This is a genomic window from Suttonella sp. (genome assembly GCF_056855035.1).
This window is the reverse complement of the sequence record NZ_JBXGGR010000047.1, coordinates 1-22,798: the sequence shown is the minus strand read 5'-3', so window position 1 is coordinate 22,798 and position 22,798 is coordinate 1. Positions and strand designations below refer to the sequence as shown.

General features: G+C 40.8%; 10 protein-coding genes and 1 pseudogene. 1 reads left to right on the top strand and 10 read right to left on the bottom strand.

The window, feature by feature from the left end; translation table 11 throughout:
- Window positions 1–4 precede the first annotated feature (4 nt).
- The 10 genes from ACJHVI_RS04475 to ACJHVI_RS04430 all read right to left on the bottom strand — a co-directional run bounded on the left by ACJHVI_RS04475 (window position 5) and on the right by ACJHVI_RS04430 (window position 22,094).
- Window positions 5–697, bottom strand: coding sequence for an energy-coupling factor transporter transmembrane component T (locus tag ACJHVI_RS04475; protein WP_483183436.1), 693 nt, complete (start codon window positions 695–697; stop codon window positions 5–7).
- Entirely contained in the window at window positions 690–1,268 is a 579-nt protein-coding gene (locus tag ACJHVI_RS04470; RefSeq protein ID WP_483183435.1) for an MptD family putative ECF transporter S component, read from the bottom strand. The genes ACJHVI_RS04475 and ACJHVI_RS04470 overlap by 8 nt, the downstream gene beginning before the upstream one ends.
- The gene (locus ACJHVI_RS04465) at window positions 1,265–3,007 is read right to left on the bottom strand and encodes an ABC transporter ATP-binding protein (RefSeq protein ID WP_483183434.1); all 1,743 of its coding nucleotides are present in this window, start codon (window positions 3,005–3,007) and stop codon (window positions 1,265–1,267) included. Before ACJHVI_RS04465 ends, ACJHVI_RS04470 begins: the two co-directional genes overlap by 4 nt.
- Window positions 3,004–4,722 carry an ABC transporter ATP-binding protein gene (locus tag ACJHVI_RS04460; protein WP_483183433.1) on the bottom strand — a complete coding sequence of 573 codons (1,719 nt, stop codon included), beginning with the start codon at window positions 4,720–4,722 and terminating at the stop codon, window positions 3,004–3,006. Before ACJHVI_RS04460 ends, ACJHVI_RS04465 begins: the two co-directional genes overlap by 4 nt.
- Window positions 4,716–5,471: a thioesterase II family protein gene (locus ACJHVI_RS04455; protein ID WP_483183431.1), complete on the bottom strand. Its 756-nt coding sequence runs from the start codon at window positions 5,469–5,471 to the stop codon at window positions 4,716–4,718. The genes ACJHVI_RS04460 and ACJHVI_RS04455 overlap by 7 nt, the downstream gene beginning before the upstream one ends.
- Before the next feature lie 7 nt (window positions 5,472–5,478).
- Window positions 5,479–6,516 carry a Gfo/Idh/MocA family oxidoreductase gene (locus ACJHVI_RS04450; RefSeq protein ID WP_483183429.1) on the bottom strand — a complete coding sequence of 346 codons (1,038 nt, stop codon included), beginning with the start codon at window positions 6,514–6,516 and terminating at the stop codon, window positions 5,479–5,481.
- Window positions 6,513–7,622 (bottom strand): hypothetical protein, encoded by a 1,110-nt coding sequence (locus ACJHVI_RS04445; RefSeq protein ID WP_483183428.1) that lies wholly within the window; start codon window positions 7,620–7,622, stop codon window positions 6,513–6,515. The genes ACJHVI_RS04450 and ACJHVI_RS04445 overlap by 4 nt, the downstream gene beginning before the upstream one ends.
- Entirely contained in the window at window positions 7,619–12,973 is a 5,355-nt protein-coding gene (locus tag ACJHVI_RS04440; protein WP_483183427.1) for an AMP-binding protein, read from the bottom strand. The genes ACJHVI_RS04445 and ACJHVI_RS04440 overlap by 4 nt, the downstream gene beginning before the upstream one ends.
- Complete coding sequence (locus tag ACJHVI_RS04435; protein WP_483183426.1) at window positions 12,973–19,821, bottom strand: amino acid adenylation domain-containing protein; 6,849 nt, start codon at window positions 19,819–19,821, stop codon at window positions 12,973–12,975. Before ACJHVI_RS04435 ends, ACJHVI_RS04440 begins: the two co-directional genes overlap by 1 nt.
- A gap of 128 nt (window positions 19,822–19,949) precedes the next feature.
- Window positions 19,950–22,094, bottom strand: a complete 2,145-nt coding sequence (locus ACJHVI_RS04430; protein ID WP_483183425.1) for a TonB-dependent receptor — start codon at window positions 22,092–22,094, stop codon at window positions 19,950–19,952.
- Window positions 22,095–22,336: 242 nt separating this feature from the next.
- On the opposite strand from ACJHVI_RS04430, the pseudogene ACJHVI_RS04425 reads away from it, so the two are divergent.
- Window positions 22,337–22,798, top strand: a pseudogene (locus ACJHVI_RS04425) (IS1595 family transposase); the annotation flags it as partial.

Genomic DNA, 22,798 nt, shown 5'->3' with positions numbered 1-22,798 from the left:
AGGTTTATCTCCTATTTAGCAAGACGAGTAGGCAGCAATTTAGGCAAAGCAGCCAGTCTTTCCATGTGAATTTCAAAGGATAAATGCTTGTTGGCTGATGTGGGCTGCCTAGTCCCCGACTAAGTGCGGTGGCGGTGAGCGCTTCGCCTGAAACGATGGTGGCACTAATCAGCGGGATTATAAAATATTCTAACATATTAATCGGTTGAATGATGGCTTGCCTGAAGTTGAGACCGCGTATGCGCATGGCTTCTCTAATGGCACGAGCATTGTCGCTGAGTGTTGGCAGGAGACGAAGCATCACCGCAAGAGCGGTGGTGAGGGCGCGTGGGCAATGTAAGCGGTGTAGGCCTGCGAGTAGTAGATTGGCTGGGCTGACTTTGATGAAGTAGTAGCCCATACAGCTGGCGCAGATAAAAGGGGCGCTAAGCCGTAGGCTGGTGTAAAGTCCGCTATGCCAGTTACCACTAGGGAGAAAGTTGAGCAAGTGATATAGCAGGGCTAAGATGATGGCGCAGATGCTCACATTCATCGCTTCTTTCCAAGCATGGCAGAGCAAGAATAAGATAATGATTTGCCCAAAAATCACAAAGAGGAATGTGGGATTGTCATTAGATAGTACCGCAAGATTGATACTGATGAGGGCGAATAAATTGCTGCGTACATCAAATGGTGAATTGATAGTGTGTTTAGGCATGGCCTGCTCGTGCAAAATGTTTGTTAATCATCCTATTGGCAATGATTGAGCCAATAAAGCCAGCAATTAGAACTAAACAAAGCAGGCTAATGATGGTAAGCGGCTGAAAGATAGCGGCAATATTACTAGCATATTCTGATCCAAAACGTTGCTCAATGTCTTTAATAATTGATTGGTGCAAAAATAGAAAAGGCAAAAATGCGCCGCTTTGCCATAGAGCAAAGAGGCTATAGGCAAGGTAATTGAGCTTGGTTTGCTTGCGGCGGCGAGCAAGGCTGGCTAGGATGTCAGCAAGGCCGCCAGCAATTAAGGCACTTAGTAGCGTGAGTGGATAATCACCGAGCAATACAGCGGTGAGCGCAAGTAGCAATGCCATGAGTGTGATTAGCCCAAATTGATGAATGCGGCGAATAAACAGCATAAAGGGGATTGCAGCGATAATGACCGCTATAGGGGCAAGTGGCACAATCAAAATTGGACTAATGGCAGCAAAAGCGGTGATAGAGAAGTATAAGAAAAAATAAATGACGCTAAAAATGCCAAGTTGAATATAGGATTTGGCTGAGTTCATGGCGTTTCCTTTTGATGAGTTGTTTGTGTGTTTGGAGATAAATGTGCTTGCCAGAATTGGGCGTAGCGACCATTTTGCGCGACTAAGCTTTGATGGTCGCCGCATTCACAGACTTTGCCCTGTGCAATAAAGGCAATTTGATGTGCTGATAGAATGGTGTTGAGTTGATGGGCGATTACGACAACGGTGGCATTTTTTGCCAATTCTTCTATTGCCGCGCTAACAATCTGTGCACTTTTGCCATCAAGAGCAGCGGTGGCTTCATCAAATAAGACAATTGGCGCACGTTTGAGTAGGGCGCGAGCAATGGATACACGCTGACGTTCACCGCCTGATAAAGCATTTCCTCCTTCTCCAACGCGGCTATTTAAACCATCAGGTAGTCTGGCAATGATTTCATCAACCCCAGAGAGCTTAATGGCTGTGTGTAAATCGGCTTCACTGGCATGAGGATTGCCTAATCGGATATTGGCTTCTAGGCTGTCATCGAAGAGATAAACTTGTTGGAATACTAGGGAAAATTGCTGCATTAACTCCTGATGATTGAGAGTGCGAATATCGCATCCGCCAATACAGATGCTGCCACTATCGATGTCCCAAAATCGTGCGATGAGTTGAATGATGGTGCTTTTGCCACAGCCTGATGCGCCGACAAGTGCGGTGATTTTGCCGCTGGGAATGTGTAGATTGAGTTCTTGCAAGACAGGCGCATGGCTATAATAGCCAAAGCTTACATTGCTTAATGTGATTTCGTGGCTATTGGGCATTGGCTCAGGATTTTCAGCTTCTGTTAGGGTTGGCGTATTTAACAGATTGACGATGTCTAATAGTACTGCTTTGGCGCGTTTCAGTCCTGCGCCATATTCAGATAATAATTTGAGCGGTCCGCTAAAGAGTGCGCATAATCCAATCAGGGCAAGCGTTTTGGCTGGATTTAAGCTTCCATCTAGGGAAAAGATCAGGGCGGCACTGACCACGATGCCAAGTAAGGTTTGTACCAAGATGCTTTGGCTGATCATTCCCCAGAGAGAGGTAAATAAAGCACTGTGTTGGGCTTGATACTGAGTGTTTAGGGCTTGAATGAGTGGTGGATAATCTCCGCTGTGATAATGGCTACTGCGCAGTAGGGTTTGGCATTGAATATACTCCAAGATAGCTTCACCGCTTTGTTGATGTGCGCGGTGAATGTTCTTTTCAGCGCGTTCATGGCGCAGCGTGGAATAATGTGTTAGCGCATAAATAAGCGGTGTAGAAAGGATTAAGATAAGCCCTAAGCGCCAATCCACAAAAAGCATGATGGTTGCTACGCTTAGTGGTACACAGATATTGATGATAAGCGGTAGCAAAATATCCATGGCACTTTGTGCGACGAGCAAAGTACCACGTACGGCAATATGTGCAGCAAAAGCACTTTTTTCTGGAGAGAACCAGCCAATTGGCAGACGGATGAGGTGTTGCCCTAATTGCTTGTGCATGAGATAAATGAGCTTCATGGCTTCATCAAATCCACGCATAGTCGCCACCGCTTCTAAATAGGCGCTGATGGCAGCAGTGACAATCATTGCCAGTAACCAGTATACAAATGTTTGATATGAGCCCTGTAGCAGGTTTTGCATCAGTGGTAAAAGTAGGGTAACTGCAATACCTCGTACGATGCCTGTGCCAATGGCAAGGAGAAGAAATTGGCGAAATTGTTGGCGTTCTCCAAATGCGGCAAGACGGAAAAGTGCTTGAATCATACTGGCTCCGAACTGTGTTGGCTATGCCAAAGTTGATAGTAAAGTCCTTTTTTGGCAAGTAGTTCGTTGTGCTTGCCTTGTTCGACAATCCTGCCTTTGTCCATCACCAAAATTTGGTCGGCATGAGCAATGCTGGCTAGACGGTGGCTGATGCTGATGATGCTGTGTTGCTGCCTTAATCCCTCAATGGCTTGGCTAAGCATTTGCTGAGTGAGTGGGTCGGTAGCAGCGGTGGCTTCATCAAAGATGATGATGGGTGGAGCGTGTAATATCAGCCTTGCAAGATGAATACGTTGTATTTCGCCACCAGATAATCTAGCTTCTGTGCCAATCATGCTGTCGTAGCCTTTTTCTAATTGCATAATACGCTTATGAATGCAAGCTTGTTTGGCAGCAGCGATGATTTGTTCTTGTGTAGCGTTTTTACCGAGTTTGATGTTGTCGGCGATGCTAGCGTGCAATAGCGGTGCGTTTTGCCCTAGTATGCCGATAGTGCTTTGAAGTTGGTTTAGCGGTATATGGTGTAGTTCTTGCTCATCAAGGCTAATGCTACCTTCTTCAATATCTTGAAAACGGACGAGTAGGGTGGCAAGGGTGGATTTGCCAGCGCCAGAGCCACCTACAATTGCTGTATGTGTTTTTGGTGGAAAATCGATATTGATGTTGTGCAAGATGCAATGGTTGTCATAGCTAAAAGAAAGGTTGCTTACGCGTAGATGTGGAATGGTAGCGAGTGGCACAGCGTTGTTGGAATTTTTTAATTCTGCTTGCTGTAAAAAATCATAAATGCGTTGTGCCGCTCCTTGAGCAGCTGCACGAACTTGCGAGGAAAGGGCAAGTGTCATAAGCGTGCCAGGTATAAAAAGAGCTATCAGTGTGGCAATAAGGATATTTTCGGGCGTAGGTGCCTTGGGGAGAAAAGCGGTGGTGCTCATGATGATAATGATAATGGGAGAAGATAAGGCACATAAGGCAATACCTTGCGCACGCATGGCTGGTTGCACAAGTGTGCTGAAGCGCTGATAAAAATTACTACTGGCTTCGTTAAAGCGGCTATAACCCATTTCACTTTTGGCAAAGATTTTTAGCACAGCAATGCCATTGACGTATTCTGTAATCGTGGTGCTGACTTTTTGTAAATGGCTGTTTATTTCTTCCATGATGCCGCGCATATCATAACGTGCGCAGAGGCTAAACAGCATAAGATAAAGCAGAAGAGGTGTGATGGCGGCAATACCAAGTTTCCAGTCAAGATAAAAACAAAAACCAATGCCCATCAGCGGCGTGATCGTGGCTGCTAAGATTTCTACAATGGTATGGGCAACAAGCTGATGTAGGGATTCTACGTCTTCTTGTATGAGTTGTCTGGTTTTGCCTGAGGGATGATGGCTAAACCAAGCAAGTGGTAGTTTCGCCAGTTTGTTAATGAGTTTGGCACGAAGTTGAGCTTGTAAGCGGTGGTCGGCAATATGGGTCAGCCATAGGGCAATTGCTCCTAGACCTGAATGTAATCCTAAACCCATCACAAAGTAAAAAAGTGCTTCTAAAGCGGCTTGTTTTTCACCACTAAATAAGGCTTGACTCAAGCTTAATAAAGCGGCGTAGGGGATTAAGGAACTTAGGCTCGCTAGTATTTGTAATAAAGCGGCAAGAGTCATGTGATATTTAATCGGAGACAGTAGCTGCCATAATGGATTATGTTTTAATTTCAGCATGATATTTCCTGTTTGGCAGTGGGAGATTCGGCAAGTCGGTGGAGGAGATTGGGTAATTGCGTATTGGGCGCTGAAAGATAGAAGTGTCCTCCATCAATACAGGTATCTGGGTGAGTATAGTCGGTAAATTGTTGCCAATGGCAAAGCTGTTCTTGGCAAATTTCATGGTCTTGTTTGCCGTAGATAAGCGCCAGTTCTTGTACTTTTTTACCGCTAGGTTGATAGGTTTCTAATAGACGGTAGTCCATTCTAATAATAGGCAGAAATAAGGTGCGTAGCTCTGGGATTTCCCAAATATGATGCATCGCTGGATTTTGGCGATTGATGTCTGCAATCAATTGCTCATCAGGGGCTTGATGTAATTTGCTATGTGGAACAAGACTGGGTGGATTTTGCCCAGAAACCACAGTAATGATGCGCTGCGAACAGGTTTTGAGCAAAATGCTGGTTTCATAAGCAAGCCATGCACCCATTGAATGTCCAACAAGCAATACGCAGGCACTGGTTTTTAGTGCAGCATGAGCATGAATTTCAAAGGCGAGTTGATGCGCTAGTGTTCGTAAAGATTCTGGTGCTGGAGCTTGTAAAAGATGGTCTCTCCCTGGATAAGTCAAGCCAAATAGGGGGTAATCAGGTAGAAGTTTTGCCCAAAAATGAAAAAAACGTGGGCTACCACCAGCATGGGGAAAGATAAATATGGCTGGATACTTGTTTGCTGATACGCTGTTTAATGTGATAATGCTACTCATATTTTTCCTAAATTCCATCAAAAACATATAGATGTCTAGGGTATGACCATTGCTCATTCCCAGCTGCACCAATGTCATGGGTAATGCATTCAACATGGCGCAAGACGGCTAGTTGGCGCTGATGTTGCTGTTGATAGTCTGCATCAGGATTCAAAAGTGCGTTAATCGCCGCTTGTATGGCGGGATAGATGTGCTGAGTGCGCATTTGCAAGGGGCTAATATCTTCAAAAGGAAGGTGGCTTAAAATGGTTTGGTCTGGATAAATATCAATGCTTTGAGCCGATTGTCTTTGCTGACTTTGTTGCAAACGCCTCTCCCATAGAGGCTTAGCCCAAAGGCTTGGTAGAAAAAGTTCTCCATCATTTGTGCTTAAGGTGAGTCCGAATAGCGGCTGTGAGCCATCATCTGGACTTTGGGGATTAAAGCGGTGATGTAAGAGTGTATCTACCGCTATGTTTCCCCATTGGCTGCTAATCAGCCATTTATGCTTGCCTGCCATTTTTTGCGCGCCAAGATATTGGCTTGGGGAGCTGTTGAGTAATGTTGCTAAGACGAGTTGACCTTGTAAAAAGGTTTGTATCGTGGTACGCAATTCAATACTGATGAACTGTGTTTGTGTGCTTAAAGCGGTGATAATTTTTCTGAGCTGAATAACAGAGCCTAAGCGGTCATAAAAAGGATTGATGGCAAAGTTAGTGGAATATTGCTTGGCAATTCGTAAGGTTTGCAAAAAATCTTGTGAATGAATGGGTAATTCTTGTAGAACGGGAATATGTGATTGTAATAGTTGGCGTGCGATGTTATCTCCTTCTCCTCCGACTATTTGTCCTTTCACAGCCACAACGGCAGCTTGTGCTTGGCTATGCTGTAATGCTTGGGCAAGATTGTTGTAGTAGGGGCAGTTCATTTGAGCAGCAAGTTTCAGCCCTAAATGTCCGCCTTTTCCGACAATACCTGCTAATGTGTAGCGCTTATCTGCGGCAATAGCATGGGTATAGTAAGAGCCAAAACCTGAACCGATGACTAAGATGTTCGTGGTATTCATAATGTGCCTGTTTCTATTTCTGTTTGTGCCGCGGTTTGATGCCAATTGATGCGTAACTCCTTATTTTCAAGAGCAAGTTCGTTCCACGCTTGTAAAGCTGAATCAATTGCAGAGAACCAGTTGATGCCAGTTGGATATTTTCCTGCCTGTACCCAGCGTGCTGCATTTGCGGCGATTTGCCCTGTTAGGCGGTAGCTATCTTGGCAATAAGCAAGTGTTTGGAAATTGCTTTGCTGTCCTTGATGCTGAGCGCTGCCGCTGGTATGAATCCTAAAATAAGGCGTTTTGCCAAATAGACATATATTCAGTTCTTCGCAGCTCGGTAATTCACTTGGGTTATCTGAGCCGATTGCGGCTTGTAATCGTTTTGCTAATTCAGGAGCATCTATTACATTGTAGCTTTCTAAATGCGTTAGTTCTTCTATGTGTGCCACAAAAAGGCTTTCATCATCTAGGCTGGCGTGTGCTGTTGCTGTGTCTGGAAAGCATGGTGGCGGTGCAAGCATTTGGCTAATTGGACGTAATTGCTGTGCTTGCCAATATTTAGCAGGGCGGCTTAGTCCTGCTTTGACGGCATATAGATAGTCCGCCAGTCCTGCGGGGGTGAGCGTTTGTAGCCCGCCAATATGCGTAATGATTGATTTATGTTCGCCAAGTAGTTGCTGTGCAACCGCTCGAATACTTAGTCCTGCCAGTCCTGGCTGCACTCCTGCACCAATAATAACGGTCATATCCGATTGTTGGCAGGCTTGCTGATATTTATTAATTAAACTTGGTTCTGCTCCAACGTCTATTAGGATGGGAATTTTTTGTGTGAGGCATTGTGTTAAAACCCTCTCACTAAATTGATAGGCAGGTCCTGCACAGTTGATGACGATGTTTGGTAATTCTCCTACATTATTTAGTGGGATATTGTCTTTGCTGATATCAAAAGCAAGTTTTTGCAGGTATTTTTGATGTGCAGCATAAGGTATAGACAGGCGTTCAAGATGACGCGCAGTAGCACAAACCCAGAAACCATGATTGAGTAATGCTTCTACGCAGGCGCTTCCAACTGTTCCACTGGCACCAATAACCAAAGCGGTGTTTTTTTTGCCAATATTCATTGCCAGCTCTCCGCGATAATTTCAGCGACTACTTGCCCATGAGAACCTGTTAGACAATTGAAATGGTTGCCGCCAATGTCTCTGATATTGAGTGTGCCAAGACAATACGTTTGCCAAAATTGGCTCATATCAGCCTTTAATTGTGGCAAGAATGGAATGTCCCCGCTTTGTCTCAAGAAGGTAATGTCTCCAAAATAGCCTGAGTCATTAAAACGAGCAACGGCGCGTAAGCTAGCAATATAGATTTCACGCAAAGTAAGCAATTCGTCAATACTTAGACTTAAGGTTGGGCTATGATTAGCGAGCTGTGTTAGACGTTCAATGGTGCTATGCGGCATGTTTTTTAGCACGGCAGCGATGTTAGGAAATTCTGCGGCAAGGGTTTGCATAACGCCATCAGATAAGTGCTCGTTAAAGCGGTGGCGAGCGGTAGAAATCAATGTACCTAGCTCATCTTCTGGGAAGTGAAGTCCCATTAAAGCAGGATCTTCTCCTAGTAGGCGGGCAAAAGCATAATCGAGTAAAACATTATCTTCTACTTCGAAAGGAATGCGATAAGCACTAATGACGCTAAGATTGGCAATCTGTATACCTTGAGCGAGCAAACGTTCTGCCATGACGGCAGCAATCAGTCCGCCCATACAATAGCCTAGTAAATAAACTTGTTTATATCCTGCTGCAATGATGGCTTGTGTATAGCGTTGCGCTAGATGTTCAAATAAGGTTTCAGCTGGTAGGGTTAGATAACCGTCATTTTTAGTGCGGATTAGGCCAAAACAAATAGGACGTTCTGATAATTGTGATAAAGCCGTGATGACATCTCGATAGGGTTGGATTCCACCTGAGCCATCATGAACCAATATCAGTGCAGATGTTTCATCATGGCACTTGCCAACCGCAGGTAATAGCAATTGTAATGGAGATAAGTTTTGTGTTTCTTTTTCATTTGGTTGGCTGTTGTTTGGGAAAAAACATTGCGTGCAATGTGCAAGTGTTGGTTGAGCAACCATTTCTCGCAATAGGCTGTCCCATACCAGTTGCTCTCCTCCAGCAATGGTTTTGCGTAAGATGCCAATGCAGCGTGCTAATAGAAGGGAATCTCCACCAAGTGCAAAGAAATTGTCTTCTGGATCAAGAGAGGCATCTTCACCTAAATTGAGTACTTCTTTCCAAATGGCAGCTACTTGTTGTTGGGATTGGCTTAAAACAGAAGTAGTGCTTTTGCCGATAAGAGATGAAGAAGCAATGTCGTGATTGATAGGCTTTGCAAGCAGATTTTGCAATTGGCGGCGGTCGATTTTTCCATTTGTGGTGAGAGGGAGTTGCGCTAGTAACGTGAAGCTGCTTGGAATCATATAAGTTGGCAATTTGTTTTGTAGCTGTTGCTTAAGTGCTAAGGGCTGAACTTGCTCAATAAAGCGGTGCTTTTGTGCCCAAATCACGACTTGATGAAATGCTTGATTCACCGCTTGTTCGCCTTGATGATATTTAGGGTTGTCTTCATCAGGAAAAAGGTATGTGCTTGTAAAAGCAGATTCTGATAATGCGGTTTGCCAAGCGGCATAATCAAAAAATACTTCTTCATGCATAGCGCGTTCATCTGTGAAATCAGTCAAGCCTTCTTTAAATTCCATCGTAATCATCAAAGGTGCATTTGGGCGACTGGCATCAATTGCAGCTAATATACCTTCTGGAGCAAGCAGGGTATGAATGGCATCTAAGGCTTTGGGGATATGGCGTGCGTTGTGTAACACATTCGCGCAAATGACAATATCAAATGAAGAAGCGGCAAACCCTTGTGCCTGAAAATCTTGATTCAGATTAAACTGCTGGCAATGCAATTGTGGCCAGCGTGTTTTCGCGTGATTTAGAAAATAATCTGAAATATCTGTAAAAATATATTCATATTTTAGATTGTGTGTATATGTTAAGCTTTCCAATATCGGAATAATGACTTGTGTGGTTGCACCAACGCCACCACCAATTTCTAGTAGGCGTAATTTTTTTCCATTTTTCGCGGCATATTTGGCGTATTCTTCAATACCTGAAGCGAGCAATCCATTGAGATGACGGTTGATTAAATTATCTGCATAAGAAGCATTGGCAACGTCCATTTCTCCTTCTGGGAAAAGAAGCGATAAGGGATTTAATTTGCCTTCTACCAGTTCTACCAAACCAATAATACATTGTTCAATATAATCTAACTGTTGTTTTCCATAATGGATTTTCTCTTCTAGCGGTCGAGCCAATGTTAATAAATGTTGTGCTTGTTCAAGGCTAGGATTTTTATATTTAATATCATTTGTTTTGAGTAATCGCTGCCAGCGTTTTAAAAGTGCTAGATGTTCAGGAGCTGCATGAATATTACCCTCTAAAATAGCACACATGGCACAATAAGCAGCTTCATTGATTTGTTTAAACATTGTCAAGAAAGTTTCTTGGTCAAGTTGGTGTAAAAATTCTTGGTGCTGGCTGCTTAATTTTTGAGAAATGCTATTACCTAAAGGGGAGGCTAGTGCTTTGGCTTTAATTGCGCTATGTAGTTGCTGATTATCTACAAAGGCGATGGCATCTTCTACTTCAGGTAGGGATTTTAATACGGCTTCAATTTCGCCAAGCTCAATTCGATAGCCGTGCAATTTTATTTGATTGTCTTTTCGCCCTAAAAATTCAATTTCACCATTTGGTAAATATCTCCCCCTATCTCCTGTGAGAAAACTCTGCAGTTTAGTGTCTGGATGTTTAAAAAAGGCATGATTTGATGCAGCAAGATAGCCATTGCTAACACTTGCTCCGCTAATCATAATTTCACCAATTTGACCAAGAACGGCTTCTTCTAAGTCTTCATTCACAATGTGCATTGCTTGTCCATGTAAAGCTCTGCCATATGGAATGCTTGCTTGGTTGTGGCTTAATGTGGGGGCTGGCAAATGATAATTTGACCAAATTGCCGCTTCTGTTGCTCCACCTAATGCAATAAAGCGGCATTGTGGTGCAAATTTAGCTAAATGCTGCGGTTGCTGCACGGGTATCCAATCTCCTGATAGGAGTGCCGCTCTCAAAGTTTTGGGTAGGGAAGATGCTTCTCGTTCACAGGTTTCTAATAAAATTTGCATTTGTGCAGGCACAGAATTCCAAATCGTAACGCTATGTTTGTTTAAATCTTCTAACCAAGTATTGGCATTAAGACCAGTGCTGTCTCGAGGAATAACAATTGTGCCACCAACGTTAAGTAAGGAAAAAACATTAAAAATTGCAAGATCAAAAGTTGGTTGAGAAAGTGCAAAGACTTTATCTTGATTGTTGAGTGCTAACATCTCTTGTATCGCATACAAGGTATTCATGGCTTGTTGATGCGTAATGGGAACCCCTTTGGGGGCGCCTGTTGAACCAGAGGTAAAGATAATATAGGCAATTTCTTCGGTATTTACTTTGTAATCCTCAGTATCTGTTTCAGTTTCGGCGATATCTTGATCAAGATGGTAGCAATGATGATGTGGGCGCGTTTGTTCCAAAATATTGCGCATTGCTGCTAAACGTTCTGTAGGCACATTTGGCGATATAGGAACAAAAATTCCTCCTGCTAATAGTGTGCCGATTTGAGCGGCAATTTGACAGAACCCCATCGGTAGTTGAATGAAAACGCTATCTCCTGCTTGTAGGTTTTGTGCATATAGATAGTCACGATATTGTCGAGCTTTCTGTAATAGTTCGTTATGACTAAAATGTTTGTCGTCATGAATAATGGCAATGTGATGGGGATAGGTCTTAGTATGGGATAGCCAATCTTGCAATAAGGTTTTATTAGGAGCGACAGGTAATGGGGTTAGCTGTAATGAGCGGCGAGGTAAAATATCGCATTGCCAATATTTTGGTTCCTCACAAAGGCGATTGAATGCTTGTGTAAAATCTTGAAATGCAGCATCTAATACCACTTCTGGAAATCCATCTTCACGACTATCCCAAACAATTCCTAATCCGCCTTGTTGGTCGGAAAGTTGTATGTCTAGTAAGACTTGTGGCGTTTGGCTTAGCCCTATTGCTAAATCATTTTCTAAAATATTTTCTTGAAGCGAAGCGGCTGTTCCAATGGTTGAGGTAAGGACAACATCGCTAAATGTCTGTTTGTTCCCTGTTTCACGTTCATATAAACGAGCAATTTCTATACCCGATAGTGCTCGATGTTCTAAGGCAGCAAATAGGGTGTTTTGAATGCGATGAGCGCGTTCTAATAGAGAATCTTCTCCACCATCAATGGCGAGTAAGAGCGTGGATGTGAAGTCTCCAACAATTCTTCCTACATCTTCGCAAATAGGCACACGGTCTAGTAAAGTGGCGGTGATGGTGGAGTGTGAAGTGCTTCCATAGCGGCGAGCAACTCGAGCAAGAATAGCGAGTGCTAGTGCATTGGGAGTAAGCCCTGCTTCACGAATTTGTTGCTTGAGTGTTTGCCATTGTTGGGCAGGAAGTATAAAAGCACGCCGCCGATAAGAAGCAGCAGATGAAGTGTTCTCACTCAGCGATTTTCCACCCAATATCATCGTAGGGGGGAGTTGAGCAGTTTGTTCTTTCCAATAAGTTAAAGCCTGTATTTTACGCTGTTGTCCTATAGGGCTATCCTGCTGTTTTCGCTGATAAGCAAGATAATCACGAAAGCTGAGACTAGGCACGATTAAGGTCTGGTTAGGAAAATCTAGCGCTTGAACAAAGTCATTTAATAAGGTTTGTAGTCCCAAAAAGTCCGTTAGGATTAAGTCTACAGATAAATGTAGGCTTTTCTCTTCTTCACTATCAATGAGTACGATAGTGAAATAAGGAGGGTTTTCTAAGGTATATTGTTTGTGGCGCAATTTTGCACGTACGCGTTGCTGAACAGAGGAAAAATCTGCGTTCTCCTGCACAACTTCAATATGTAGCGGTACATCAATCGCTTCATCAATCTGTTGCCAACCTTCCGCTGAAATACGAACTTTGAGCATGGGATGTACTTGCACGACTTTCTTCCATGCTTGCTGGCAGTCTTGAGCGGTAAATTTATGTGGATTCTTAAAGCGAAATTCCGCATAGCCATGGCAAGTGGTGTTGCCATTAGCATAGGCTCCTGTACGTCCTATAAGGTAAGCGGCTTGCACTTCGGTTAAAGGAAAGGGATTATGCGCATTAGCATCATCTCTTTTAGGTGAATTGAGTGTTTGCAAATGGCTAATCAATGCTTCGCGCTGAGCTTTGACTTGCTCACGTAGTTCTGGTGTAAAAATACCTTGTGGTGCTTTGAAGCGCAATTCGCCTGCTTCTAACCATAGTTGGATACCTAGACTGTCAAGATGTGCCATTAATTCGTGTAAAGTCATTACAAGACTCCTTCTTCTGTTTGTTCAGTACGTTGTTCGAGTTGCTCAATGGCGCTAAGAAAATCGATAAAGTTTGGTTGCTGTATGAGGGTGCGTAGAGAAATTTCTGGATGAATTTGCTGCTGCAACTCTCGAATAAAACGCGTTGCGCGTAAAGAATCTCCGCCATCTCGGAAGAAATTATCAGGTACAGCATCAGGTGCTAATGCGAGATGTTGCTGCCAAAGACGTGTTAAATGTGATTTAAGCGGCTGTGATTGGTTTTCTTGTGTGCAAGATAACAATCCAGTTAATATTTTTAGAATGGTATCTAAAATATTCTCTATTACCGCTTGTGTTAATAATTGACTGACATAATCTGCACTAAGATGCAAACCTCTTTCATCATCATAGACTTGTAAATCTAAAGTAACTTGAGGGGTTTGTGAGCAGGCATAGACAAGATGGCCAAAGCTAAATGTGTCAGCACGTTGTTTCCCATTTAGCCCAAGTCCGCAAGTGAGTACAACAGGGAATAAACCGTCTATAGGGTTGCCTGTTTTGCGGACGATAGCTCGTGAAAGATGAATGGCGTTATGTTCGCTGTCTTGTAAGTCTGCAAGTGTTTCTTGGATATGACTCGCTAATCCCAATAAATCTGTTTGCTGAATGGATTGCCAAGTAATTGGCAATAAACGTAATATAGTAAAGTCTCCTAGTGATTGTTGATAGCCTTCTGGTCTGACAAAGGTCGTTAGGTTGAGGCTAAAATCCGTTTCTATAGACAGTTGTCTGCTTAAAGCAAAGGCATACGCCGCTGTAAGTAAGCTTGCGGGGGTTAGTTGTGCTTTTCGTGCCAGTTGCTGTAGTGGCGACCATAGACTGTTGTCTAAATCCACCTGACAACGTGCAAAAGTTGGAACATCAAGTGTTAGCAGATTTGACTGATAAGGTAGTGGCGGGGCTGGAGGGATATTTTGATAAGCAATTTGCATGGATTGGCTTGGCGGCAAATTAGGGATATGTTTCGCTACTAATAATGGTAACGGTTGTCCAGAGTACGCTAAATCGAGTTCATGTAAGATTTGCCACATGGATTGACCATCTAATAAAAGATTATTCATGCCAATTCCAATAGTGCGCTTGTCTGTTGAAATACGTAGCACGAGCGGTGATTGTATGCCAGCATCTGGGACTTCATGAGCGGTTTTTTCACGCACATTGTCGCAATACTCAATTTCAGGCGGATGAACGGCGGCGAATTTTCCAAAGGCTTGTTCGTTCTGATAGATAATTCCAGCTTGTAAAATGGGGTGCCTTTGCACTAATTGTGCTAGAGCATTAGCAAATTTTTGTGTATCTAGTCCATCACCCTCAGCTTGATATTCAAAATAGCAATGTGCTCCTATTCCACCTAAAATCTGTTCTTTGGATTGTCCTGCGAGATAGGCTTGTTGCACATCAGATAGCGCAAAACACTGTTTTGATTTATAAAGAGGAGTTGTCGTGTTTGTGGAGGTTTCTACCTTTTGTGCAGCTACATGGTTAGCAAAGTCTTGAAGCTGAGAATGATTGAAAAGGTCCGCTAAACGTAATGTTGTATATCCTTTAGAACGCAATTCTCCAACAATTTGAGTTGCTTTTAAAGAATCGCCGCCGAGTTGGAAGAAGTCTTCCTGAGCGTTTGGTAAATGATTGAGTGATAAAACTTTCTGCCATAAAGTAGCTATTTGAGTGTTATCTGACAAAGGTATGACAGGATTTGCATTAACCACAAGGCTAGGATATTCAGAGAATGCAGTATTTTTTATATGAGCGCTGCAATAGAGTAAGTTTTCCCATTCATGATTTTCATCTATCACCATACCTAGCTCGATGAAAAATTCTTTCCACTTCTGTGCAGGACGAATGCTGTTTAGATGAGGGTTAAGTAAGCTGGGGTCAATTAAAGCGGCGATTTGTGTTGCAGCGCTAATTGCAGTAATTTCAATAATAAAAATGAGTGCTTGCGGATTGTATTGCATAAATTGTCGCAATAGCGTTTCAATACGACTATCGCGATGCAAACTGGCAGGAATGACAATAATATCTGGTGTAGGACATTCTTCAGCTGTCAGTGGATGCACCCCCCGTAGATGGCTCTGTTTAGCTAATTCTGTGCTAGGTTCAATAGGATAAAACTTTATAGAAAGCTGATGCCGATGAGCTTGCTTAATGAGTTCTTGATAAATGACTCCAATACCGCTACCAAGTACTAGGCAACGACATTCTTTCTGAGTTTGTACGATATTTAGTATTTTTAGTTGCTGGAAAAAACGCGCATAAAATGACTCTTCTATCAATACCCGATGCAGAACGGCTTCTGGAGAAAAATGGGGATGCTGCCATAAACTTATAGGAGATAAATCGCCTAATAAGCACTGCTTTAAATAAGCAATATCAGCATCTAATTCGGGATTAGAATTTTTGATAGCAGGATAATGGTTTTGCCAAGCGCTAAAAACAGGAATCAGTTTAGCTGTTGGTTCAAGATTTTGCGTCAATAAATCACTAATGCAGGCTTCTATTGTTTGTTCATAAGGAGGAATAACCTTTTGTAAAATAATTCCTAAACTTTGCATTTGAGCGGTAAATTGCTGTTTTAGGGCTGTAAAAAAGCTAGGATCTATCACGCCATCAAGATAATCCCAGCGAATATTTATCCCCTCATCAGCAGGGCTAATTTGGCAATCTAATAATACACCAGGTGTACGGGTATGCGCCCAAACAACCTTCTGTTTTCCTGAAAAAATACTTTCTGCCGCTGAACTTAGTGTGCTAGTAAAAACAACAGGATAATTTGCCCTCCCACTAGAAGCGATTTGAGCAAATCCTGGTGTATGACCACTAACGGCATGAGCCAAATCCTGATTGAATTTTTGAATTGTTTCTCCTCGTATAGAGCGGCAAAGCTGTAATAGGCTAAAGTTTCCTAGTGCTTGTGGTGCATCATCTGGGCGATAAGAAACAGGCAGACAAAGTGTTATGATATTTTGATGGCAACTGTGTGCTAAAGCTTGACCAAAAGCATGAAGCAATAATGCAGTTATAGTAACTTTTTGTTGTTTAGCTAAATTTTCTAGATTGCAACGATCTTGTGCAGATAGGGTAAATATTAGTGATTGCGGTAGATAATATTGCTGTTCAATTGGCTTAAGTGGTAATTGTGGTGGTGGATAATCTGAGAATAAATCTATTGGGTTGTTGGTTGCAGATTCTTGATATTGAGCATAATGCATAAATGCTTCAATATCACTAGGCAGATTGCTTTTGCCCAGACAAACTTCTGATATCCATGCTTCAATGATCATCAATAAAGAACTAGCATCATGGCAAAGATAATTTATAGCTAAGCCGATATGTAGAGGGTCATTTTCTACTATCAGCATTTCTATACAAGGCGCTTGCTCAGCATTTGGGCAGGCTTGTAATAAATATTGTTTAAGAGATTCTCCTTTTGGGAGAATTTTTAGCTTAAGCGGTGATGCTTCAACACATTGCTGATGTTCATTTTTTCTTACCAATCTTAAGCCTGGTGTTTGAGCAATAAGTCGATTTAAGCTTTCGCACCATATTGATGCTGGATACTCACTACTTGTTTTTAAAATAAATGAGCAAATAGTTGCTTGAGAAATAACCCCTGCTATTCCATCTGAGCCTAAAGCATAAGCACGCTGCAGAGGTGTCAGTGGAAACGCCATATTACAATCTATTGCATGAATAGCAGAAGAAGGACTTTCTATGTTTAAAGAACAGATTTGAGCAAAATCAGATAAGTTGGGATGAGTAAATAATTTATCTACGCTTACAGAAATTTGTTGTTTCCTTAATTCCGCACAAACCTTAGTTGCACTTAAACTATCGCCACCCAAAGCAAAAAAATTGTCTTCATCGTGAATATATTCCTGACCTAATACTGTTTGCCAAGCTAGACGACAATCATTAAGCAACTTTTTATTATATGAATGATCTGTATGATGAATATGGTTAGAAAACGATGGCTCTGATAATAATTTCTCTGCCCATTTTCGATCAATCTTACCATTGTTTGTCAGCATAAGTGTATCGCTAAATACGAATTGTTCAGGAATCATATAACTAGGCAAGGTTTGTGCTAAAGCATTTTGTAACATTTCGGTAGTTAAATCATTATGTGCAACAATCACCGCTCCAAGCGCATGATATTCACGAATAGGGACAACGACCGCTTTCTCCACCTCAGATAACAGGCTTAATGCTTGCTCAACTTCACCACACTCAATTCGATAACCATTTATTTTAACTTGATTATCTTTGCGTCCAAGAAAATATAAAACCCCTTCATGCCAAAATCCTATATCTCCAGTACGATACCAGCGCATTGCACTAGCCGTTTCGCCACTATTAGCATGAATAAAACTTTTTTCTGTACGCATTTCATCAAGATAATATCCAGCAGCAAGACCAATACCTCCAATCCATAATTCACCGCTAATCCCATCGGCGCAATCAAGAATTTGTAATGACTCATTATCGTAGCCAATAACTTTTACTACACGATATTGTTGCCCTGCTAAAGGTTTTCCATAAGGAACTTTTTGCCATGGATTATTTAAATCCTCTTTACTACAAATAATATGGCTATTTGACCAAATCGCAGCCTCTGTTGCTCCTCCCATCGCAACGAGTATACTATTAGGACTTGCTAATTGAACACGTTCAAATAAATCATAGCTAATCCAATCACCAGAACAAAGATAGCGGCGCAGGCTTGGTAATTCATCATTAGCTATTAATAGCATTTCAACTAATGCAGGTACAGAATTCCAAATACTTATTTCGAATTTATTAACTAATTCCCCCCAAGCAAAAGCATCTTTTTTTTCACTTTCATTAAGAGCAACAATTGTACCACCACAACTAAGTAATCCAAAAATATCATATACACTTAAATCAAATTCCAAAGCAGAAACAGCTAATATTTTATCGTGAGCGGTAAGTTTATTTTGCTGATTAACAGCCGATATAGTATTTAGTGCAGAATAATGGCTAACTGCTACACCTTTAGGCTGACCAGTTGAACCAGAAGTATAAATAATATAAGCCAAATATGAACTTGCTGCTTGTTTATTATCTGTTTCACAAGGTAAGCGTAGTTCAAACAATGGAGAATGAACGCTAATTTCAGAAAAATCTTTTTCAGTTAAGATATAAGCTACATTTGCAGATTGACAAATATATTGCAAGCGTTCTTTTGGAATATGGATATTTAGAGGTAGATATGTACAGCCACTATATAAAACACCTAATGCTGCAACAATTTGCTCAGCTCCTTTAGAAAGCTGAATGCCTATGACTGAATTAGCAGGGGCTTTATTTATTAGGAAAGCAGCAATTTGTCTAGCTATTTCATCTAGACGAATATAACTAATTTCTCCATGAGAATTAGAAATAATATCAGGATAATATTTTTGCAATATGGTTGGAGTTTTATGAGATAGAGAAAATAATAAAGCTGGTGAGTGAGGTTGTTCAGTAACTTTATTACGAAAAGGAGTATAAAGCCAATCAGGCTCACAAGCAGGTGGTAAAGAATTAATTTGAAGACGCTGGCTGGCAGTGTGAGAGTTAATTAATAGATTAGGTGATTTATTGTTGATAATATCATTGATTTGTTGACAAATTGCCTCTAAAACAATGTTAATAATATTCTTATCTAATGTATCTCTACGAACATCTAATCCAATTTCAATACGCTCTCCATCAATATTGAACACTTGGCAATCCATAATTACTTGTGGCGTTTGTCCCCAGCAATGTGGTGTACCTAGAGTTTCTGTTGTTAATTCATCAAAGATACGTTGATTTGCTGCATAGGTTAGTACATAGGGAGAGATACCAATATGACCATACTGTTTTACTTGAGATAAAATTTCTTCAGGTGCTTCAATATTCTGTCTCATACGCAGACGTAAATCTCGATGTGTTTGTTTGACTAATTCATCAAAACTAGCATTAGGATAGGAACGGTGTAAATAAGTAGTCGTGCGCATTCCTAAAAGATGCTTAGAATGTTTCACCCTCAATCCTGCTAAAGTAATAATAAATTCATCATTCTCAGAACAATGCCTTAAAGCTTGGGAATACAAAGCAAGGAATAAGGCCGCAGGACTAGCATTATAGTGCTTAGCTGCTTCTTCAAAAGATTTCCATTGTTCCTGTGAATAAAAGTAAGAATAGCGGTCGATAATAGCTAGATTAGGATGTAGGTTTTGTGATAATAATTGTGGAGGGGATGGTAATTTTTCTATTTTAGATTCAAGTTGTTTATGAGTTGTTACATCAAGTTTCACCAATTCATAAACACTATTAATATTTGTAATAATTAAGCAATCTTGTTGATTATATTTTTCTGCTAATTGATGAGAAAACAATGCAATTCCGTGAAAATCAATCACAGCTAGTGAAAAACCTAAGTGAATAATTGTTTGCGTTTCTGTAATTGATAATGCAACATCCCACATTTTTCCTTTGCTAATATCAATAGACTTACTAAAAAATTTCTCTCTAAAAAATGTACTATATTTATCAATCTCTGCATCGCTAATATAGTTTTTTTTAATTTCTTGCTGCTTGTGGTTGGAAGATACGATTGTATTTCGGTCAAGAAACTGACAATTAAATACTGCACTTGTACTTAATTCTTTTAATGCATTTTCTAATTTTAATATATCTAAATTTTTATTTCGGAACTCAAGATATCCTACGCACTCTAATCCACCAAGTAGAATATTAGAATTAACGCCAGTAAAATAAGCACGTTGCATAGGACTAGTTGGAATAGTCAGCATAATTTGTTCCTTTTTACAATAGATAATAAATGGTTAAAGCATTAAAATAATGCTCTTATTGTGTAATTTTACACAATAAGAGAAATAGTATTTTTATTTAGTATAATTTTAGAAAATGGTTTTTTCTCTTAGAAGCGATAGCGGTAACCAATGCCTACCGCTCGTCCTTCACGAATAGAACCAAAGCGAACATCAGGAGCAAATTGATAACCATAAATTGGACTACGATTATTTAGCAGGTTTTTTCCCCAAAGATAAATCTCGCTATTGTTAGTAGAGAAACCAAAGCGGGTATTCAGGATATGTGCAGATTTTAATAAGAAGTTATTATTAACATCTTCTGTGCGTTTGCCTGTAAAATGATAATCAATATGGGCATTAAAATTGACATTTTGGCTGAAAATATTAATTGGTGCTGTATAGTCTGCACTGAAACTTGCAGACCAACGTGGTGTATCAGGAATTCGATTGCCTATTTTAGCTGCAGATAATGTATTAACTGGTACTTTGCTAATTTTAGCGTCAGTATAAGCAATATTACCACCTAATTTGAAATGTTCATTGATTTGCCAATTTGCTTCTAATTCAGCCCCTTTGCTTATTGTATCAAAATTCTCCGTAGTGTTTGCCCAACTTGTCATTGGATTAATTAATACATAAAGATGTTCATTGTGTGTTTTATTGTAGAAAACAGAAGCTGATGTTTCTAGGCGGTTATCCGCGCTTTGCCATTTTGTCCCAATTTCATAACTATTTGTTTTTGCTGCTTGGTAAGGTGTGTCCTGAATGCCTGAAGCAATGCTAGTTGAAAATTCACCAAAACTACCTGCTTTATGACCATGTGCATACATACTATAAACTTTCCATTGGTCATTGATATCAAAATTTAAGCCAAGACGACCTGTTATATAACGGTCGGTTAAACCTTGTGCATCTGTATTAATACCAGTTCCTGGTGTTTTTCCTTCCCATCTCGCTGAATAATCTAATTTATCCCAGTTAAAACGCAAACCACCTGTAATAGCTAATCTGTCAGTTAATGGATAAGTTATTTCACTAAAAATGCCTGTACTACGTGTTTTGTATTTACGGTCAATTCGCGCATACATTGCACCTCCAATTTGACCACCTGTTTCATCTTCTAAAAAATCAAAGAAAAAATCTCGATTGCTGTGTAAATAATTTGCTCCGATGGTCCAGAAAATAGGGGATCCTTCCAATGAACCTAAGCGAAATTCTTGAAACACATTTCTTTGTGTGCTTCCCATTTGACGATTAGTGTTAAATGTTTGGCCCATAACCACTTGGAAAACACGATTATCATAGGCGGGTCCGCCAGTAGTATATTTGTTTTTCAGAATATTAGTTGTGCTAGAGAATTGAAAATTGTCCCATTGGTGTTTCCAGTTGAGTGTTGCACTACTGTTATCTTGGTCACCAAGTAATTTACTGCCATCAATATCTGTAGAAGTACTATCGTCTAGCAGAGTTATTGCAGCAAATTGCTGCGTTTGTTTATTGTATTCAGCAGTGAAAAGTAATTCATCCTGAGCGGTGGGTTGATAGCTCAATCCTAAACGTGCGCCACGGCTATTGGGATAGCCTAATGGCTTTCCGCCATTTTGTGTATTATCTAAAGCATGAGCTTGTTTTTGATAATGTGCGGAAAAACGAGAGCTTACTTGTTCATTGATGGGTTGATTAAACATTAGCTCGGCTTGTTGGAAATGCTGTGTGCCAAGTTTGACATCGATACTTCCTTCTTGCTGGGGGCTAGGTGGATTTGGCATAAGGTTGATAACCCCTGCAGAGCTATTTCTCCCATATAAAGTGCCTTGAGGACCTTTGAGAATTTCAACTTGCTGCATATCAAAAATAGGCAAACTGAGACGATTATTGGCTTGTGGCGCGCCATTTTGATAAATCACCACCGCTGTATCGTCTGAGCTTCCTGACCCATTACTTAATAGTCCTACGCCACGAATTTTGGCCGTTGATTGTGGATTGCCAAAAGAATGAATTTCGACCCCAGCAGTTTGTTGCATCAAAGACTCTAAGCTGTGGTCTGTATGTTGTTCGAGTGTTTGTTCGCTAATGCGATTGGTGGTAAATGGTAAGTCAAAACTAGATTCGGAGATAAAACGTGCATTGACCATGATTGGAGCAAGCTCTATGGTATCGATAGTGGTGTCATTTGCTTTTTCTACATTTTGAGTAGCTGCAATGGTGGGTAAAATCATTGAAATTGCAAGTGAAAGTGGCGTGATTTTCATATTGTGTTCCTATTTTTTTTGCATGGTAAGTCCAATCCCAATTTTAATTAAGCAATTAATTTTTATAGAGATATAATTTAACCTCTATGGGTTTGAGAATAATTTAAAGCATTATCATTGCATTACTCTTTGAGTTGAGAATGGCACTATGAAAGAATATAACATATTAAAATCTTACATTCAATGAGAATCTTTATTGTTTAGGCTCTAGGCTAGCAGAATCATTCTGTTAGACTAGAAAAATGAGATACAACAGTAAATTAAGAACATATCATCTCAAAAAATTATTCGGCACTTTTGTGCCGATATTGAAGCCTCAAAAACCGCTTTGCTGACTGGTTTTAATCGCAATACCATCAATCATTGGTATAACATCTTTCGTCAGGAAATCTATCGCCATCAGAGTGAACTTAAAGAACAACTCTATGGAAGCATAGAAGTCGATGAAAGTTATTTTGGCGCCAAGCGGCAACGAGGCTTTCATGGCAGGCTCAAACGTGGCAGAGGAACGTTGAAACAGCCTGTATTCGGTATATTCGAATGTGAGGGCAGGGTTTATACGGGGAAATCGTTCCTGATTGTAAGAAGCAGACCTTGCAAGACATTATACTGGGTAAAGTCAGCTTGGACAGCGTCATCTATTCTGATAGTTGGCGTGGATATAGCGGATTGGTTGATGTGGGTTATAGCAGGCATTTGCGGGT

Bases quoted from the DNA above. Each gene is read 5' to 3' on its own strand.
- ACJHVI_RS04475 (WP_483183436.1), bottom strand. From the start codon at position 697: ATGCCTAAACACACTATCAATTCACCATTTGATGTACGCAGCAATTTA.
- ACJHVI_RS04470 (WP_483183435.1), bottom strand. From the start codon at position 1,268: ATGAACTCAGCCAAATCCTATATTCAACTTGGCATTTTTAGCGTCATT.
- ACJHVI_RS04465 (WP_483183434.1), bottom strand. From the start codon at position 3,007: ATGATTCAAGCACTTTTCCGTCTTGCCGCATTTGGAGAACGCCAACAA.
- ACJHVI_RS04460 (WP_483183433.1), bottom strand. From the start codon at position 4,722: ATGCTGAAATTAAAACATAATCCATTATGGCAGCTACTGTCTCCGATT.
- ACJHVI_RS04455 (WP_483183431.1), bottom strand. From the start codon at position 5,471: ATGAGTAGCATTATCACATTAAACAGCGTATCAGCAAACAAGTATCCA.
- ACJHVI_RS04450 (WP_483183429.1), bottom strand. From the start codon at position 6,516: ATGAATACCACGAACATCTTAGTCATCGGTTCAGGTTTTGGCTCTTAC.
- ACJHVI_RS04445 (WP_483183428.1), bottom strand. From the start codon at position 7,622: ATGAATATTGGCAAAAAAAACACCGCTTTGGTTATTGGTGCCAGTGGA.
- ACJHVI_RS04440 (WP_483183427.1), bottom strand. From the start codon at position 12,973: ATGACTTTACACGAATTAATGGCACATCTTGACAGTCTAGGTATCCAA.
- ACJHVI_RS04435 (WP_483183426.1), bottom strand. From the start codon at position 19,821: ATGCTGACTATTCCAACTAGTCCTATGCAACGTGCTTATTTTACTGGC.
- ACJHVI_RS04430 (WP_483183425.1), bottom strand. From the start codon at position 22,094: ATGAAAATCACGCCACTTTCACTTGCAATTTCAATGATTTTACCCACC.